The 13,594-nt window shown below is 37.6% G+C and carries 11 protein-coding genes; 5 read left to right on the forward strand and 6 right to left on the reverse strand.

Features of this window, described 5'->3' with window-relative positions; genetic code table 11:
- Positions 1-53: 53 nt before the first annotated feature.
- Complete coding sequence (gene cysE, locus PHX18_03385; GenBank protein ID MDD3593651.1) at positions 54-704, reverse strand: serine O-acetyltransferase; 651 nt, start codon at positions 702-704, stop codon at positions 54-56.
- Between the two features lie 100 nt (positions 705-804).
- Here cysE and PHX18_03390 point away from each other — a divergent pair, with 100 nt between their 5' ends.
- Positions 805-1,521 (forward strand): prepilin-type N-terminal cleavage/methylation domain-containing protein, encoded by a 717-nt coding sequence (locus tag PHX18_03390; protein ID MDD3593652.1) that lies wholly within the window; start codon positions 805-807, stop codon positions 1,519-1,521.
- A gap of 170 nt (positions 1,522-1,691) precedes the next feature.
- Here PHX18_03390 and PHX18_03395 read toward each other — a convergent pair whose 3' ends face one another.
- The 3 genes from PHX18_03395 to PHX18_03405 are packed head-to-tail and all read right to left on the reverse strand — an operon-like array spanning position 1,692 to position 4,243.
- The gene (locus tag PHX18_03395; GenBank protein ID MDD3593653.1) at positions 1,692-3,320 is read right to left on the reverse strand and encodes a hypothetical protein; all 1,629 of its coding nucleotides are present in this window, start codon (positions 3,318-3,320) and stop codon (positions 1,692-1,694) included.
- Entirely contained in the window at positions 3,307-3,822 is a 516-nt protein-coding gene (locus PHX18_03400; protein MDD3593654.1) for a hypothetical protein, read from the reverse strand. Before PHX18_03400 ends, PHX18_03395 begins: the two co-directional genes overlap by 14 nt.
- Before the next feature lie 10 nt (positions 3,823-3,832).
- The gene (locus PHX18_03405; GenBank protein MDD3593655.1) at positions 3,833-4,243 is read right to left on the reverse strand and encodes a helix-turn-helix transcriptional regulator; all 411 of its coding nucleotides are present in this window, start codon (positions 4,241-4,243) and stop codon (positions 3,833-3,835) included.
- Between the two features lie 73 nt (positions 4,244-4,316).
- On the opposite strand from PHX18_03405, the gene PHX18_03410 reads away from it, so the two are divergent.
- Genes PHX18_03410 through PHX18_03425 form a run of 4 tightly spaced genes read left to right on the forward strand, consistent with a single transcriptional unit; the run spans position 4,317 to position 7,918 of the window.
- Positions 4,317-5,396, forward strand: coding sequence for a hypothetical protein (locus tag PHX18_03410; protein MDD3593656.1), 1,080 nt, complete (start codon positions 4,317-4,319; stop codon positions 5,394-5,396).
- A complete protein-coding gene (locus PHX18_03415) occupies positions 5,396-6,154 on the forward strand; it encodes an AAA family ATPase (GenBank protein MDD3593657.1) in 759 nt (252 codons plus the stop codon). The genes PHX18_03410 and PHX18_03415 overlap by 1 nt, the downstream gene beginning before the upstream one ends.
- Positions 6,147-6,998 (forward strand): bifunctional 5,10-methylenetetrahydrofolate dehydrogenase/5,10-methenyltetrahydrofolate cyclohydrolase, encoded by an 852-nt coding sequence (locus PHX18_03420; GenBank protein MDD3593658.1) that lies wholly within the window; start codon positions 6,147-6,149, stop codon positions 6,996-6,998. The genes PHX18_03415 and PHX18_03420 overlap by 8 nt, the downstream gene beginning before the upstream one ends.
- Positions 6,995-7,918, forward strand: coding sequence for a dihydropteroate synthase (locus PHX18_03425; GenBank protein ID MDD3593659.1), 924 nt, complete (start codon positions 6,995-6,997; stop codon positions 7,916-7,918). Before PHX18_03420 ends, PHX18_03425 begins: the two co-directional genes overlap by 4 nt.
- 72 nt (positions 7,919-7,990) lie before the next feature.
- On the opposite strand, the gene PHX18_03430 is transcribed toward PHX18_03425, so the two are convergent.
- Positions 7,991-11,845 (reverse strand): DNA-directed RNA polymerase subunit beta'', encoded by a 3,855-nt coding sequence (locus tag PHX18_03430; GenBank protein ID MDD3593660.1) that lies wholly within the window; start codon positions 11,843-11,845, stop codon positions 7,991-7,993.
- Positions 11,846-11,864: 19 nt separating this feature from the next.
- Positions 11,865-13,580, reverse strand: a complete 1,716-nt coding sequence (rpoC, locus tag PHX18_03435; GenBank protein ID MDD3593661.1) for a DNA-directed RNA polymerase subunit beta' — start codon at positions 13,578-13,580, stop codon at positions 11,865-11,867.
- Between the last annotated feature and the right edge of the window lie 14 nt (positions 13,581-13,594).

Here is a 13,594-nt window from a genome sequence, read left to right on the forward strand (position 1 = left end):
CAAAGATTTAAACATAAAAAAACTCTTATTTAAAGTGAAAAATCTAATTTAAATTAATTTTGTTCCGTTAATTTTGATAATGCTTCTCTCAAATCCTGTATCTCATATTTCATACGGTTCAAAGAACATTGTACAGGGTCAGGAATCCTGTTGTGCATAAGCTGACCTTCATGCTCAACCTGCTGAACAACAATACGGGCGGGAATACCGACGACCGTAGAATCAGGCGGCACATCATCTATAACCACAGAGCCAGCGCCTACTCTGACGTTTTCGCCGATAGTAATATTACCCAAAACTTTTGCTCCTGCGCCTAGTACAACACAATTGCCGACAGTCGGGTGGCGTTTGCCTGTCTCTTTGCCTGTACCGCCAAGTGTAACTTCCTGATACATCAAGACGTCATCGCCTATAACTGTTGTTTCACCTATTACCACTCCCATTCCGTGGTCTATAAAAAATCTTCTTCCTATAGCTGCACCGGGATGAATTTCTATTCCCGTCAAAAATCTTGTAAAATGAGAAAGCAGTCTTGGAATAACAGGGATTTTCCAATAATACAGTTTGTGGGCTATCCTGTGCAAAATAAGAGCATGCAAACCGGGATAACACAAAACCACCTCAATCAGGTTGGTGGCTGCAGGGTCTTTTTCATAAATAGCGTGTATATCTTCTGCTAGTTTTTTAAATGCTCTTATTATCATAATGAAAATTATACATCAACCATGATAAGTTTGTATCCCATAGTAGAAATATCCGCAATAAACTTGTATTTACAGGTGAAAAACTGTTAGAATTAACTACATGGAAAATACAAATCAAATCACAGCATTTACATTAGCGGAAGTATTGATAACACTAATGGTTATCGGAATTCTTGCAATGGTAACTATTCCAGGCATTATGCAAGCTTGGGAAGAAAGAGTTACTGTTTCCAAATTAAAAGAAACGTACTCTACATTGCAACAAGCATTCAAATTGGCTGAGATAGAGAACGGACAACCTGAAACGTGGGGATTCTCTTATAGTAATTATAGTGTAACTTGGGACAAAATGCTTCCATACCTTAAAACATCACAAAATTGTAAATTGACTGCCGGAGGATGTGCAGCCGATGGAATAAAACTATTAAACGAGAAACCTTACATAAATATTAATTCTGATAACACATGGTATAAATTTACACTCGTTTCAGGTGTAAATATAATGTCAGACAGACCATCAGGACAGTGTACAGGCTCCTTTTATTCAGATGGACAACCTTCTTGTTTTAGGCTTTTTGTAGATATAAACGGACTGAAAGGACCAAATCAATTCGGAAAAGATGTATTTGCTTTTTCTATGACTAAACGTGGTTTTATACCTTGGGGAGGTTATCATACTCCCGGGGATTATATGTATCACCAAAATTCCTGCACAGGTCCTGATAACATTGGAAGCAGCATAGAAGGATTAGGTTGTGCACGTTGGGTCATTGAGCGCGGCAATATGGACTATCTGCATGAGGTTACAACTTGGTAGGGTAATAAGGCTGGTTTGAAGCTCGGAAGCTTAGAGGTTGAGAGGCTTTAAATAGCTGTCTTTGCGAGCGTCAGCGAAGCAATCCAGTGTTGGTGGATTGCCGCGTCCTCACTACGTTCGTCCTCGCAAAGACGTTTTATTGTCTAAAACCCCTCTCAGCCGCTTAGCTGCTAAACTTCCCCGTGTATAGCATTTGCAATTCTAGCTACGACTTCTTTATCAAGAGCGTTAGGAAGGATATTCAACTCACTTATTCCAAGCTCTTTTGTATAATCATAAATAGCTTTTGCGCAAGCCACTTTCAAATCCTCTGTTATTACTTTGACATGTTTTTCCAGAACACCTTTGATTACGCCGGGGAATGCCAAAGAGTTATTAATTTGGTTAGGGAAATCACTCCTGCCCGTTGCAACTATAGCAGCGCCTGCTTCAAGAGCTATATCGGGCATTATTTCAGGAACAGGGTTTGCCAAAGCAAACACAACAGGATTTTCATTCATAGACTTGACCATATCTTCATCAACAATGTTGCCCGCAGAAAGCCCTATTAAAAAATCCGCTCCCTTAATCACATCTTTTAAAGTACCCTCTTCATTTTGAAGATTAGTAACTTGTGCCATTTTGACAAGGTATTTATTCATATTTTCTGTTCTGTTCTTATGAATAACACCGTATTTATCCGATAAAACAAGATTTTTCACCCCTGCTTTGAGCAGCAGTTTAGCAACAGCAACAGCAGCTGCTCCGGCGCCTGACATGACTACTTTAACCTGTTTATAATCTTTTCCCAAAGCATCACAGGCAGCTAAAAATGCCGCTAAAACCACAATAGCGGTTCCATGCTGGTCGTCATGAAACACGGGGATATTACATTTTTCGATAAGTTTTTCTTCAATCTCAAAACATCTGGGGGCATTAATATCTTCTAAATTAATACTGCCGAAGGAATACGAAATTGCGGTAGAAATTTTAACTATTTCATCAACATCCTGGGTTTTCAAACAAAGAGAAAAAGCATCAATATCACCTAATGTTTTAAACAAAGCAGCTTTGCCTTCCATAACGGGTAAAGCGCAGGCAGCACCTGTATTACCAAAGCCCAAAGTAGCGCTCCCGTCCGTAATAATACCTACGGTATGTTTTTTTGAGGTAAGCTCCCAAACGGCTTGCGGGGTTTTTCTGATTTGCTCAGCTATTTTATCTAAATTTTCTTTAGAAAATTTTTCACTCATTTCTTTTATACTAAGAAGTTTAAAATTATTTTTAACCTGAATTACTCCGTTCAAAGAAGCCCTTAAATTAAGCGCATGTGAAGCTAAAGTATCCGAAGAGCAGGCGCTAAAAGACTCAACTTTAAAAGATTCAAGCTCCTGTTTCATGGTACGGGCATTTTCAACAACAGCTTCAAATTCATATCCGTCAAGATTTTCCTGAACTATAACTTTGGAAAAATCAACGACTTTTGTGTTTGAAAATACATAAAACCCGCCAAAAGACGGCTCTAAATTCCTTACAAGCGCATTAATATCATACCCTGTTGACAAAAGGGGATATGCATCAATATCAGCAACTTTTTTTAAGATTGCGCATACGGCTTCTGCGTGAGGAATAAAACTATAAGGACATTTAAGCGCATCAAATATAACGGCAACAGAGTTTTTACGGTTAGTCAAAGTATTCACAAACGCAGAATCAGCCTCTATCTGTTTACAGCTGGCACCTACTCCGGGAGTATAAATCAAACTTAAATCTTCCAGGTTATCAACTTTATGTTTTAATTCTGTCTCAAAATTTCTCATATTTCTTTTTCAGAGCATTCATATCTATATGCTGTATTCTCTGCCTTATTTTGCTACCCAAAACAGTACTTTCGTTGGACATACCTTCTAAAATCAATAACATCTCAAAAGCCGTATCAAATTCAGCAAGCCTGCCTCTATCATTTAAAACCAAAAGCGTATCAATAACAAGCAATAAAGATTCGGAGTGTTCACAATTCACATCAAGATTGCCGCAGTTGGATAACATAAACTCACCATATTCAAGTATCGGCTGGAAAAATTCCTGCTGCAAAAATATGCCGACAATAATTGTCTTTTTTAAATCTTTTGCTTTTTTATCAAAAAGGGTTTTCTCCATTTTATAAAGCAGAATGGGGTTTTTAGTTTTAGATAAGCCTGAAAAAACAATACTCCTGAAATTAGGGTCGCCGCCTGCAACACCGTTTGTAAGAATATCTTCAACCAATTCATCAAGTTTTTCGAGAGATACTTTCGCTTCTAATTCGTCTTTTCTTGTCATATCAGACTCCTTATTTTATTTGGAAAGAACATTTGGAACAATGCGCTTTGGGATGTTTTACGAGCCTATCTTCTAAATCATAAAGTTCAGCTACCCTGCATATTAACTCCGAACCGCATTCAGGACAAATATTACCTTCAAGTTCACCTTGCAATATATTGTCTTTTATCATCTTTAAATAATTATCGCTTACTTTTTTATCTTCAAAATTTCTCTCATATTTTTTTATATTCCTCGGTTCAACTTTAAGAGCCTTAGCGAGTTTTTGTCTTACTACTGTCGGTAAAAAAAGCAACTGCCCTGATTCAACCTCTTCAAGAGCAGATAAATCAATATTTGCAGCATTAGCCAATCCCAATTGGGAATAGCCTTTTTGTTCTCTTAAAGTAGAGATATATTCTGCCAACGATTGATTTTTCATGTTAATAAAATTCCTTTGCCAATATTTTAATGATAAGATTAATCATGAACATTCTACTATGAGGTAATTTTTATTGAAAGAGAATATTAGTTTTTTAGCCACTGCTATAGGAAGCTTTCCTCATAAAAATATCGAAGAGGCTATTGAGTGCGTTTTTGCAAATATCCCTCAAATGCCTGTCTGCCCCCAATTATCTAACTATTGTGCAAATGAAGATATGCTTGTTCAATACACAGAAAATTTCCCCGGTGTAATAAAGGAAAATTTGAAAAATATTGCTGCAACACAATCGGATGAATTTTTCGAAAAATTGGAAGAATTCTATGCGGATTATGAAACCATTGTAAATGAAAAAGAGCTTGATTTACTCGAAAAATATGCTATCAGCAGAGATTATTATTCTTCAATGGAGTTATTCCTGCAAAAAGTAAAAGAAACCAAACCGCCCTTTGTAAAAGGACAAATTATAGGACCGTTTACTCTTGGCACAAGTCTTCTTGATGAGGAAAAAAGATGCTGTTTTTACGATGAAACTTTCAGGGATATTCTGGTGAAAACTCTTACGTTAAAAGCTTTATGGCAGGTTAATGAATTCAGAAAAGCTAACCCTGACACGCAGCCTGTAATTTTTATAGACGAGCCTACAATGTCACAATTCGCTACCAGCGCTTATATTACGGTTTCAAAAGAAGATATCATAAGCGTAATATCAGAAATAGTAAATGTATTAAAGGAGTTTGATGTTATTGCGGGTATACATTGCTGCGGAAAAACAGACTGGGCTATGGTTTTGAATTGCGGAGTAGATATCATTAATTTTGATGCTTATTTTTATTCGCAAAATTTTTCGCTCTTTTCAAAAGATTTGGAAAAATTCCTTCATAAAGGCGGAATTATAGCTTGGGGCGTAGTTCCCTCATTGGATGTTGAAGCGCTGAAAAATGCAAAATCGGAAGATTTAATCGCAATTTATGAGAATGCCAAGGATTTGCTTGTTAATAAAGGCATATCGGAAGAAAAAATATTAAAAGCAAGTATCTTCACTCCGTCTTGCGGAACAGGCAGTTTAAGTGTCGAAAATGCCCAAAAAGTAATGGAATACTTAAGGCATTTGTCTGAACATTTTAGAAATAAATATGAGGAAAAATTTTAATGACGGTATCTATAGCTCTTACAGGCAAAAGCGGAAGCGGCAAAACAACTTTGACAAAAGCCTTATTGTTTAACCTAAGGCTCAAATACCCTAACAGCTTGTTTCTTGTTGTAGATAATGATTTAACGACAGAATTCGGACATACTTACAACAAAGATATAAGACAGACCGTTTACGGTATAAGAAGCGGCAAACATGAATACAAGACGGGTATCCCGAGTCAAATGACAAAACAGGAATATATTGAATGGGCTTTGGAAGATATTATATTCCCGCTCGAAGAGAATACCGATTTGCTCGTAACCTGGCTTTCGCCTTCAAAAGATTGCCGCTGCCCGGTTACAGCACAAATGAACAATGCTCTTCTAAAGTTATTCGACAGATATGATTTTGTACTTTTTGACTGTGAGTACGATTTAAAATACCTGCAGCAGCTTGTAGATTACCAGATTGACTCTACTTTAATAGTAACAAGACCTACGGAAGAATCCGTAAACCTTGCTTACAGAATTCAGGAATCTTCCGAAAAATATGCGGAAGGTCAGCTTGGTGTTGTTTTAAACATGGTAAAAGGCAATATAACGGAAAATATTTCCGCAAAACTAAATCACTACGGGCTTAAAGTCTTGGGTAACCTCAATTACGACGAAGCCTTGGAACTTAACGGAACAAGAAAGTATTCTAATAAATTTAACAAGGAAGTAAACGACATAATTCTACGTCTGAACCTTCCTATAATGGGGTATGAAAATGGCTAAAATTTTGAGTGGTAAAGCACTGTCAGAAAAAATTATGCTTGATTTGAAAAACGAAATCAGCATCAAAAACTATGCTCCGTCGCTTGCGGTCGTCATAGTGGGGGACAACAGCGCAAGCAGAATTTATGTAAACAGAAAGAATATCAAAGCACGGGAAATCGGTATAAAATCAGAAATAATCGCTCTTGACGCGGACATATCGCAAGAAAAGCTGGAAGCCGAAATAAACAAACTATGCCAAAATCCCGATATCAACGCTGTTTTAGTGCAGCTGCCCTTGAGCGCGCATTTGAACACACAAAGTATACTTAATCTTATTCCGCCTGAAAAGGATGTGGATGGTTTCAGCCCGATAAATGCAGGATGGTTATCTGCCGGCGCTAAACCTTATGCCATCCCCTGCACTCCGCTGGGTATTATCAAGCTTTTAAAATCCTATGATATCGAAATTGAAGGCAAATCTGCCGTTGTAATAGGACGCTCTAACATCGTAGGCAGACCTATGGCATCACTTTTGGAGAAAGAAAATGCCACAGTTACAATTTGTCACTCAAGAACCAGAGATATTACGGCTTTTACAAGACATGCGGATATTTTGATAAGCGCCGTCGGCAAAGCTAATTTTATAGACGACGGCTGGATAAAAGAGGGCGTAATAATCGTAGATGTGGGAATGAACCGAAATGAAGACGGCAAACTTACCGGGGATGTGGATTTTGAAAAAGTTCAACAAAAAGCATCTGCAATCACTCCTGTACCAGGCGGCGTCGGACCTATGACCATCGCTACACTAATGTCAAATACACTTAGATTATACAAATTACAAAAGGGAATCAGAGAATGAAATTAATCGGAGAAAACATACACATAATTTCAAAAAGAACAAAGGAAGCAATTGAAGCTAAAGACAGCAATTATATTAAAGGTTATATCCAAAAAATGCTTGATAATAACATAGATTGGATTGACCTTAATATAGGTCCTGCAAGAAAAACTCAAGGTATGATGTTATGGCTTACAAATACAGTAAGAGAAATGACGGATTTACCTATATCTTTTGACACAACTAATCCCGAAGAAATGAAAGCAGGGCTTAAATCGGTTAAAAATGCTTCCGATTGTATCATAAACAGCATAAGCGCAGACAAAACAAGACAAGATGCTCTTTTGCCGCTTGCTCGGGAATTCGGCTCTAATTTAATTGCACTGACTTTGAGCGATGCAACAGGTATTCCGAAAGAAGCCGATGCAAGACTTGAAATAGCTTTTGAAATTATCGAAAAAACCGCAGAATCAGGTATTGAGAACGAAAAAATCTTTTTAGACCCGTTGGTGCTGCCTGTAGCAGTTGATCAATCACAAGCTTTAGAAGCGCTTAATGCAATCAGAATGTTTAAAGAATCGTTTGACCCTCAGGTTCAAACTACCATAGGATTGTCAAATGTTTCGAACGGTTGCCCAAAAGAAAACAGACCTCTTATAAATCTTGTATTCGGAGTTTTGGCTATGGGCTGCGGCTTAGACAGCGCCATAGTCGACGGATTTGACTCTAAATTAACCAGAATTAACAGAATGATAGAGGATAAAAAAGCCGTTACAAGCGTAGATGAGCTTTACTTGAATTTGTACAATATTATGAGTGAGTTTGGTGAGCTTGAAGATATTTCTTACAACAAAGATAATGCTGAAGAAGTGGAAATCTACAAAACAGCGGAAATACTTTTAAATAAAAATATCTATTCTCACAACTATTTATCAATATAAAACTTTTTTAATAAAAAAAGCCGACTTTAATAAAGTCGGCTTTGTGCTGATGCACATCACATTGTTAAACGATTAAATTTCGTCTTCGTCGTCCAAAACTTGAAGTTCCGGGGCTCCGAACATTCCTTCGATTTCTTCAAGAATGGCAGAAGGCTTTCTTATGTTAGCTCTTGCTGCTTTTCTCATAGCTTCTTCTTTTTCTTCAGAAGCATTTTGTAAGTGGTAGTAACCCGTACCTGCAGGAATCAAACGACCGATAATAACGTTTTCTTTCAAACCTCTTAGCTGGTCTTTTTTACCTTCTACAGCTACTTCTGTTAATATTCTTGTTGTTTCCTGGAATGAAGCTGCCGAAATGAAGCTTTCCGTATTCAAGCTGGCTTTTGTAATACCAAGCAATACAGGGCTAAATTGAGCTAGAGCTTTACCTTCGGCTGTAACTTGTTCGTTTTGAACCTGAACGTTATAAGATTCAGCCAATTCACCGGGCATTAATTGGGTATCACCTGCATCATCAATCTTAACTTTTCTGGTCATCTGACGAACAATAACTTCAATATGTTTATCGGCAATATCAACACCTTGTGAACGATATACCCTTTGTACCTCATCAACCAGATATTGTTGTACTGCTTCAGTTCCGTTTAATCTTACAATATCATGGGGATTTAAAGGACCGCTTGTTAAAGCCTTACCTTTAGCAACTTTTTGCTTATCCGAAACAATAATGCTTGAATCAATCGTATACTTAATTTCACTTCTTCCGTTTTCTGTTACGAAGAATAAACGCGGAGCGCCTTCTTCGTATTCAATTTCAACAGTTCCGTCATCTTCCGCCAAAATAGCGCTTTCTTTAGGTTTTCTGGCTTCAAGAAGCTCTTCTACCCTAGGAAGACCCTGTACGATATCGCCTGTTTTTTGTCTTTCAAACACCAACGTTGCAAGTAAATCACCGCGCAGTACCAAACCATGCTGTTCTACCAAAAGCTGAGTTGCCGGGCTTATCAAACAAGGACGTCCGTTTCTTATTACAACTTCACTTTTAGTTGATTTCAATATTTGACCTGATACAGGAGCTTTTTCCCCGCTTTCGGTAATAATTTGGTCAGCCTTCACAAGGGTGCCTTCTTTTACCGAAAGTTTTGATTTAACAGGAACTGTTGTTTTATTCTTGTTTGATATAACAAGAAGTCTTCTTGCATCTTCTTTCTTTTTAACTTTTACAACACCTTCATTAATAGCTAATACCTGAGTTTTTGATACAGGTGTCTTAGGTTTAATGTGTTGTCCGTCTTCCACAAGAAGTTCTGTTTGCATTGCACCCGCATTACCTGAAGTAGAATCAATTTCTCTTCTGATAATAAGGTTTTCCAAGACCACAACCTTCAAATTGTCTGTGTCTTTATCCAGTTCTACCAATCCTTTTAGGTGATTTAAGTAGCCTTGCATAGTAAGAACTAAACTTGTTCTTGTAAGACATGCGCCTTCTACATTTCTGATACGGCTGCCATCTCTGTATTGAAGCTGCGTAACAGGTACAATATCAATTTGACTGTCAGTAGAATTAAATTTAATTGAAACTTCTCTTGGTCCGATTTCAAATTCCTGAATAGGACGAAGAATTATATCAATATTTCTATCGGGAATTTCTGTTTCTTCTTCGATTTCCAAGTCTTCGTCTTCTATATCAAGAGTATTGTCATCAGCTTCATTAGATAAAATACATACTATGCTTTTTACCTTTGCCTTGACACCTTTAGCAACTTCCTGACCGGCTTCAACAACTTCACCATCGTCAACTTTTAAATTATTTAAAGTATCAATGGTATGCATATCACCGGGACGAATAACAATTTCATGGATAACTTCGTTGTATTCCTTGAACTCAACAATACCGTCGATATGAGCATAAATATCTTTAACAATCTCAGTACCTGATTTCACGTACGTACCTGATTGAACCATTTTTAAATTCACATCTTTGTTTATTTGCTGAACTTCCTCAGGAACAAATACAACTCTTCCCGGATTAGTTATAATCTGATTTTCGTCAACCTCAATACCGTCATAGCGAATTTCACCGCTCGTAGTTACAATATTTCTATCGTCAATAAGTTCTGCGATAATCATACCGTTCTCAACGATAATATCTTCAGGTGATTTGATAATATATTTTTCACCTGTTTTTGTAACATGCCACAAGGTTTCTTTCTTGGTTGTTTCTAAAACGGCGTTCTTTGGGGTAATTGAAGCAATTACAATGGTTAATTCTTTGCCGCTTACAATCTTTTTAATTGTATTGCCTTTGGCAGATATTTGTTCAATTTCAATGTTATTACCTATACGAACCTCGCCGCCATGTTCTGAGATTGTAGTAGTTTCAGCCAAAACATCGCCCTTTTTAACTTCTTTGGCATCGTCGACAAGGATTTTAGAGCCGCCGGGTAAATTATAAACATCACCCGAAAGTACCCAAATCGTACCGCTTTTGTTGGCAGTTCTTGAGATATTGCCTTGTCTGTCACGTTTTTCATCAACGCTGAAACCGTCAAAGACAATTTCTCCGCTTAAATCGGAAGTAATATCTTTTGTTGCTTTTTCCGTAAGACGAGCGCCATCACCTTGGCTCATTGTAGGCTCAAATTCAGCAATAATAGTACCCTTTTTAATTTTATCGCCTTCATTTACGAAAAGAGTAGCTCCGTAAGGAAGTTTGATTGCATGAACTTTGCCTGATTTATCTTCAATTTTTAAATCCACAGCTTTGGTTGTAACTTGTACTACATCACCGTGGCGGGTTCTCATATCACGTGTAGCCACTTTGGAAGTTACTTTGCCTTCAAATTCGGAATTTATTTGACGCATAGCAGCAGCACCTTTAAATACACCGCCTGTGTGGAAGGTTCTCATGGTAAGTTGTGTACCGGGCTCACCAATACTTTGGGCTGCAATAATACCTATTGCTTCTCCGATATCTACGGGTTTATTGGTAGTTAAAGACCAGCCATAGCATAACTGGCAAGCGCCAAATTCCAATTCACAAGTCAATGGAGAACGCACTAACGCTTTTTCAATTTTATATTCGCTTACCTTTTTTACATCTTCTCTGTTTAAAGGCTGGTTAGCGGAAAGAATAACATTGCCGTCAGCATCAACTATATCTTTTGCCAAAGTACGACCTAAAAGTCTTTCTTCCAAAGTTACAACAATACTCTCACCATCAGAGATTGAAGCCATTTCAATACCGTTTGAAGTACCGCAATCTTTTTCTCTGATAATTACGTCTTGAGCAACGTCAACAAGTCTTCTTGTCAAGTAACCCGAGTCAGCAGTTTTAAGGGCGGTATCAACCAGACCTTTCCTTGCTCCGTAGCTTGAAATAATATATTCGGTTACGCTTAACCCTTCTTTAAAGTTAGATTTGATAGGTAAGTCGATAATTTTACCTTGTGCATCTGCCATCAAACCACGCATACCAACCAGCTGAGAAACCTGAGATACGTTACCTCTCGCGCCGGAGAATGCCATCATATAAACAGGGTTTGTACGGGAAAAGTTCTTTACAACTTCATCCGTTAATTTGGCGGTTGTTTCACTCCAGGTATCAATAACTTTTGTATACCTTTCTACTTCGGTTATTTCTCCTTTTAAGAAACGGATTGTTGCTTTTTCAATCTCTTCTTCCGCTGATTTTAACATTTGTTTTTTTACTTCGGGTACGTCTAAATCCTGAATGGAAATAGTGGTACCGCCTTTAGTTGCATACCTAAACCCTAGGTTTTTTAAAGAGTTAGCCAAATAAGCAGTTTTAGCGCCGCCAAGTTCAAGATATACCTGTGCAAGGAGGTTATTTAACGCTTTTTTATTAACTATTTTGTTAATAAAAGGCATTGTCTTTTTTTGTTTTCCTTTTATTGTAGTTGTCATTTATTATTACCTCTATCTTCTATGAATTTAATACTGCGTCGCGAACAACTTCGTTGAATAAAATCCTGCCGACAGTTGTTTCAATTTTTTTATTATTTTCATCTCTCACTAAAATCTTAGTATGTAAACCAACCACACCTGCATCATGCGCAGTTAAGGCATCTTTAAAGTTACTAAAATTATATTTTGGTTTTTCTTTTTCATCTTCAATCAAAGTAAGGTAATACATACCCAATACCATATCCTGAGATGGTGTAATAATAGGTCTGCCGGTAGCAGGAGCCAATATATTATTTGTAGCAAGCATTAACATTCTTGCTTCGGTTTGGGCTTCTATTGACAGAGGAACGTGAACAGCCATCTGGTCTCCGTCAAAGTCAGCGTTAAACGCAGAACATACAAGCGGATGAAGTTGAATAGCCCGTCCTTCTACCAAAACAGGTTCAAAAGCTTGAATACCTAGTCTGTGAAGCGTTGGAGCACGGTTTAATAATACAGGGTGTCCGTCAATTACTTCTTCCAGGATATCCCAAACTACGTTTTCAGATCTTTCTATTTTCTTTTTAGCCGATTTGATATTTTGAACCAAACCTCTTTCTATCAACTTATTAATAACAAAAGGTTTAAACAGTTCAATTGCCATTTCTTTAGGCAAACCGCATTGATGAAGCTGAAGCTGCGGGCCTACTACAATAACGGAACGGCCTGAATAGTCAACCCTTTTACCTAAAAGGTTTTGTCTGAAACGGCCTTGTTTACCTTCAATAATATTACTTAATGATTTCAAAGGTCTGTTATTAGGTCCTACAACGGTTCTGCCTCTTCTGCCGTTATCAATCAAAGCATCAACAGCTTCCTGAAGCATTCTCTTTTCGTTTCTCACGATAATTTCAGGAGCGCCCATTTCCAATAATCTCAGTAAACGGTTATTCCTGTTGATAACTCTTCTGTATAAGTCATTAAGGTCAGAGGTGGCAAATCTTCCGCCGTCAAGTTGAACCATAGGTCTTAAATCGGGAGGAATAACGGGAAGCACATCCATAATCATCCACGACGGGTCTGTTTCGCTTGCCATTAATGATTCGCATAATCTTAATCTTTTAATAATTTTTGCTCTTTTTTGTACGGAACTGCCTGAGTTAGCCAGCTGCTCTCTCAAGTCTTCAACTAATTCAGATATGCTTATTTCCGATAAAAGTTCTTTGACCGCTTCTGCACCAATTCCAACTTTAAGTTCGGATTCTTCATTTTCAAGTATGAAATCCTCGTACTCTTCTTCAGAAATCAATTGGAATTTTTTGAATTCACTGTCTGCAGGGTCTAAAACAATGTAGGCGTTAAAATAAATTACCTGTTCCAAATCACGCAAAGTCATATCAAGAACTAAGCCCAAGTAGCTTGGAATACCTTTTAAAAACCAAATATGGCTTACAGGCGCTGCAAGAGCAATATGTCCGAGTCTGTGGCGGCGGACTTTACTGTCTGTAACTTCAACACCGCAGCGTTCGCAGATAATACCTTTATGGCGAACTCTTTTATACTTACCGCAATAGCATTCCCAGTCTTTTGACGGTCCGAAAATTCTTTCGCAGAATAAACCGTCACGTTCAGGTTTTAATGTACGATAGTTAATGGTTTCAGGTTTTGTAACTTCACCGTAAGACCATTTTAAAATCCTTTCCGGGGATGCTATCGCTATTTTTATATAATCGAAATAATCAATACTAGTAGACAATTTTTTTCTCCTTT

Source organism: Candidatus Gastranaerophilales bacterium (assembly GCA_028696075.1).
Classification (GTDB): domain Bacteria; phylum Cyanobacteriota; class Vampirovibrionia; order Gastranaerophilales; family JAILCC01; genus JAQVHS01.

Excerpts from the sequence above, each read along its gene's own strand:
- cysE (MDD3593651.1), bottom strand. The coding sequence starts at position 704 with ATGATAATAAGAGCATTTAAAAAACTAGCAGAAGATATACACGCTATT.
- PHX18_03390 (MDD3593652.1), top strand. The coding sequence starts at position 805 with ATGGAAAATACAAATCAAATCACAGCATTTACATTAGCGGAAGTATTG.
- PHX18_03395 (MDD3593653.1), bottom strand. The coding sequence starts at position 3,320 with ATGAGAAATTTTGAGACAGAATTAAAACATAAAGTTGATAACCTGGAA.
- PHX18_03400 (MDD3593654.1), bottom strand. The coding sequence starts at position 3,822 with ATGACAAGAAAAGACGAATTAGAAGCGAAAGTATCTCTCGAAAAACTT.
- PHX18_03405 (MDD3593655.1), bottom strand. The coding sequence starts at position 4,243 with ATGAAAAATCAATCGTTGGCAGAATATATCTCTACTTTAAGAGAACAA.
- PHX18_03415 (MDD3593657.1), top strand. The coding sequence starts at position 5,396 with ATGACGGTATCTATAGCTCTTACAGGCAAAAGCGGAAGCGGCAAAACA.
- PHX18_03420 (MDD3593658.1), top strand. The coding sequence starts at position 6,147 with ATGGCTAAAATTTTGAGTGGTAAAGCACTGTCAGAAAAAATTATGCTT.
- PHX18_03425 (MDD3593659.1), top strand. The coding sequence starts at position 6,995 with ATGAAATTAATCGGAGAAAACATACACATAATTTCAAAAAGAACAAAG.
- PHX18_03430 (MDD3593660.1), bottom strand. The coding sequence starts at position 11,845 with ATGACAACTACAATAAAAGGAAAACAAAAAAAGACAATGCCTTTTATT.